Here is a 4,827-nt window from a genome sequence, read left to right on the forward strand (position 1 = left end):
GCGCGACCTATCCAAGAACATTCGACAGGGCAGCACGCTCTCCAACGACCAGTTTGCCGATGAGCGGTTCCACTACTGCTTGTCCAATCCCCCTTTCGGCAAGAAGTGGGAGAAGGACAAGAAAGCCGTTGATACTGAGCATAAAGAAAAAGGTGAACTGGGCCGCTTCGGGCCGGGCCTGCCTAAAATCAGCGACGGCTCCATGCTGTTTTTGATGCACTTGGCAAGCAAGTTGGAGCTGCCAATCAATGGTGGCGCCGCCTCCGGTGAATCGGAAATCCGCCGTTGGCTACTCGAAAATGATCTGGTCGGAGCCATTATCGCGCTACCAACGGATTTGTTCTTTCGCACCAATATTGCGACCTATCTTTGGATCTTATCCAACAAGAAGTTGGAAGAACGCAAGGGCAAGGTGCAATTGAGCAACGCCACCAGCCTGTGGACCCCCATCAAAAATGAAGGTAACAAGCGCCGAATTGTCAGCGATGAGCAGCGCCATCAGATTCTGGACATCTACGCGGCCGGTGAAACTGACGAGCTTTCCCGCATGCTGGACTACCGCACTTTCGGTTATCGCCGCATCAAGGTGCTTCGTCCACTACGCATGAAGCTGGTGCTGGATGAAGCAGGACTGGCACGACTGGAAGCGGACGCAACTTGGGGAAAGCTTACACCTTCCCATCAGGACTTTTGGCTTGAAGTGCTCAAACCACTAATGGGGCAAACTCAGCCTTATCTATGGTCAGAAACGTTTGCCAAGGAAACCATCAAATCCGATGATGCCAAGGCGCTCAAGGTTAAAGCCAACAAGACTTTTATCACTGCCCTGATCAATGCCTTCGGCCACAAAGACCCGCAGGCCGACCCGGTCACGGATGGGAAGGGCGAATTGGTGCCCGATACAGTATTGACTGATTACGAGAACGTACCCTATTTGGAGAGCATTCAGGACTACTTTGCTAGCGAAGTGCTGCCGCATGTGCCAGATGCTTATATCGACGAAAGCTTTATCGACGAGAACGATAAACAGCTTGGCCGCGTCGGTTACGAAATTAACTTCAATCGCTTTTTCTACCAGTACCAGCCACCGCGCAAACTGCACGACATTGATGCCGACCTGAAACAGGTGGAAGCGGAGATTGCCGACCTGCTGGCAGAGGTGGCAAGCGAATGAGCCAGTACAAAGCGTATCCTGCGTACAGGGATTCCGGTGTTCAGTGGATTGGGGAGGTGCCAGAGCGCTGGGATGTAATACCCATAAAAAGGTTCACAAAACTGAGCAAAGCTAGAACCTCAGATGCAACTGAGGATGCTACCTACATTGGCCTAGAGGATGTTGAATCAGGGTCGGGAAAATACCGTCCTACCGAAGGAAGTTCCAGGCAATTTGATAGTTCTACCGTAGGAGTATTTCACAAGGGGCAGGTGCTATACGGAAAGCTTAGACCTTACCTAAGGAAAGCAATCATTGCTGATACGAAAGGAATTTGCTCTACGGAGTTTTTAGTTCTGCAGCCTGAAAGGGCCTTGCCAGAGCTACTTCAAAAATGGCTTTTAACCCTTGAGGTAACACAGCAGATTGAAGCGACATGCGAAGGTGCCAAAATGCCGAGGGCCGATTGGGATGGCATTGGAAACATCCCGATGCCCTTGTCTCCAATTATTGAAGAACAAGCCACCATCGCGGCCACTCTCGACCGCGAAACTGCCCGCATCGATGCACTGATACAGAAAAAAGCCTCCTTTATCGAACTGCTTAAGGAAAAGCGCGAGGCGCTAATTACCCATGCGGCCACCAAGGGCCTGGATTACAGCGTTGAGATGAAGGATTCCGGTGTTCCGTGGATTGGGCTGGTTCCGGAACATTGGGAGGTCGTTCCAAGCACATGGCTATTTGTCGAAAGTAAAGAGCGAGCACACGAAGACGACCAGCATCTATCAGCGACTCAAAAATATGGGGTTATTCCTCTAGCCGAGTATGAGCGACTGGAAGGACGACAAGTTACTCACGCAGTAAAAAACTTGGAACAGCGCAAGCATGTTGAGCTAGACGATTTTGTCATTAGCATGAGGAGCTTCCAAGGTGGTATTGAGAGGGTAAAAGCTCGTGGCTGCGTTCGGTCTTCCTACGTTGTAATACAAGCAGAAGCTGGCGCAGATAAGAACTATTTTGCTTATCTGTTCAAATCTGGGTCATACATACAAGGGTTGCAGGCTACGTCGAGCTTTATTCGCGACGGACAAGACCTTAACTACGGGAATTTTCGTCAAGTCAAACTTCCCCAGCCGGAGCTAGATGAACAGAGGCGTATTGCCAAATTCCTGGATCAGGAAACCGCCCGAATTAATGCTCTAGCAAAGAAAACAGAGCATAGCGTAACGCTACTCAAAGAACGTCGCGCCGCCTTTATCACTGCCGCCGTGACCGGCCAGATTGATTTGCGAGGAGTGGGAAAAGCTAGAACGGCTGAACGGGGCCAAAACGCTTGATGTGCTGATGGAACGCTTAGGAAAAGCGCTGGATAAGCAAGGCACTATGCAGGTACTGCGCCAAGGCTTTGCGATTGCCGGTTGTGGCCTGATCGAGATGACCGAGGCTGCGCCAGAAGACAAGCGCAATCAAGCAGTGATCGACCGCTACAAGGCCAATATCCTGCGCGTTGTTCCAGAACTGAAGTATCATCCTGCCCGTGAATTTGCCATTGACCTGGTGCTGTTTATCAATGGCCTGCCGGTGGCAACGGTAGAACTGAAGACCGACTTCACCCAGTCGGCCGAAGCGGCGATGGATCAGTATCGTAATGACCGTTTGCCTTATGACCCGAAGACCAAACGCAAGGAACCGCTCCTATCCTTCAAGCGCGGCGCAGTCGTGCATTTCGCCATGTCGGATTCTGAAATCATGATGGCGACCAAGCTGGATGGTGAAAATACCTTCTTCCTGCCGTTCAATAAGGGCAGAGAAGACGAAAACGGCGCTGTCCATGCTGGCAACCCGCCTGGCGAGATAAAGCCCGATAGCACCCAGGAATACCCGGTAGCGTATTTCTGGGAGGCTGTCTGTCGGCCTGATGCCTGGTTGCGTATTTTTCATAGCTTTGTCTATGTCGAGAAAAAAGATGTAGTGGATATTCATGGCAACTGGTCGAAGAAAGAGACGCTGATTTTCCCGCGCTTTCACCAGTGGACAGCGGTGAATGAAATGCTGGCCGATGCCCGCAAGAACGGCGCGGGCATGACCTACCTTGCCGATCATAGCGCCGGTTCGGGCAAAACCAGCACCATTTCATGGACAGCACACGATCTGGTGAAACTGCGTGAAGACAACGGTGATGCGGTGTTCAACAGCGTCATCATTGTCACCGACCGCAATGTGCTGGATGGACAACTTCAGGACGTGGTGAAACAGATTGACCACCAGTTTGGCGTGATTGCTGCCATTGACCGGCAGAAGTCCTCTAAATCCAAGAGCAAACAGCTCTCCGAAGCCCTGTTAGCAGGGACGCCGATTGTGGTGGTTACCATCCAGACCTTCCCTTATGCGATGGAAGCCATCATCACCGACAAGAGCCTAAAGGGGAAAAACTTTGCGGTGATCATTGATGAGGCGCATAACTCTCAAACCGGCTCGACGGCGGCCAAGCTGCAAGCGGCGCTGGGCATGAGCGGACAGGGCAAGATGTCTACCATGACGGTGGATGAGTTGCTGGAGCAACTGCAAAAATCCCGCGCCCGTCCAGACAACATTAGCTACTTTGCCTTCACCGGCACGCCGAAACACTCCACCCTGATGCTATTTGGCCGCCCGGTTGATCCAAGTCAGCCCGCATCGGATGACAACCCGCCTGAAGCTTTCCACAAGTACACCATGCGCCAAGCTATCGAGGAGAAATTCATTCTCGATGTACTCAAAGGCTATGTGCCCTACAAGACGGCCTTTAACCTCTCCAAACAGATCGAGGATAGCAAACGGGTCAGTGGCAAGGCTGCCAAACGCGCTTTGGCGCAATGGATGGCCTTGCACCCCACCAACGTGACCCAGAAGGTGCAGTTCATCATTGAACATTTCACCAAGAACGTCGCGCACCGGCTGGATGGCAAAGCCAAGGCGATGGTGGTAACTAATTCTCGTGCCGCTGCCATTCGCTACAAGAAGGCGTTTGATCGATATATCGAGCAGCACAGCCAGTATGGCTTTATTCGCTCGCTGGTGGCCTTCTCCGGCAAGATGACCGGCAAGCAGGTGATGCATCAGGACGACAGCGAGTTCAAGGGTGATGTGTTCATCGTCGATGAGAACGAGGAGTTCACCGAGCAAAGCATGAATCCAGACGTAAAGAGGCAGGACTTGCGATTTGCCTTTGACCGTCCGGAGTACCGGGTAATGCTGGTTGCCGACAAATTCCAGACCGGTTTTGATCAGCCCAAGCTAGTGGCGATGTATGTGGATAAGAAGATCGCCAACCATGTGGAGATTGTGCAGACTTTTGCGCGCTTGAACCGGATCGCGCTGGGAAAGGATGAAGTCTTTATCATCGACTTTGTTAACGACCCGGAGAATGTGCGCACAGCCTTTGAGACCTATGACCAAGGTGCGCATATTGATGAAGTGCAAGACCTCAACGTGGTCTATGAAATCAAGGAACGGCTTGACGAGCACGGACTGTACGATGAGAAGGATCTAGCCGCATTCAAGGAAGCCCGCTTCAAGACTATCCGCGATATTACCCATACCAAATCTCCGCAGCACAAGGCTTTGTACGCCGCGACCAGCGGGGCGACGAGCCTGTATAACGACAAGATGAAAATGCTCCGCGATGGTATGGC

Annotated in this window: 2 protein-coding genes and 1 pseudogene; all 3 read left to right on the forward strand. The window is 52.0% G+C overall.

Features of this window, described 5'->3' with window-relative positions; all coding sequences use genetic code 11:
* A partial coding sequence (locus BOW51_RS09725) for an HsdM family class I SAM-dependent methyltransferase (RefSeq protein ID WP_153039644.1) occupies positions 1 to 1,174 on the forward strand: 1,174 nt, incomplete at its 5' end.
* On the forward strand, positions 1,171 to 2,490 hold the full coding sequence (locus tag BOW51_RS09730; protein ID WP_135568228.1) for a restriction endonuclease subunit S: 1,320 nt from the start codon (positions 1,171 to 1,173) through the stop codon (positions 2,488 to 2,490). The genes BOW51_RS09725 and BOW51_RS09730, both read left to right, overlap by 4 nt.
* Positions 2,444 to 4,827 (forward strand): annotated as a pseudogene (locus tag BOW51_RS09735) (type I restriction endonuclease subunit R); the annotation flags it as partial. The gene BOW51_RS09730 and the pseudogene BOW51_RS09735, both read left to right, overlap by 47 nt.

This window comes from Solemya elarraichensis gill symbiont (assembly GCF_002021095.1).
In the GTDB taxonomy this organism is placed as follows: Bacteria; Pseudomonadota; Gammaproteobacteria; order Chromatiales; family Chromatiaceae.

Excerpts from the sequence above, each read along its gene's own strand:
- BOW51_RS09730 (WP_135568228.1), top strand. The coding sequence starts at position 1,171 with ATGAGCCAGTACAAAGCGTATCCTGCGTACAGGGATTCCGGTGTTCAG.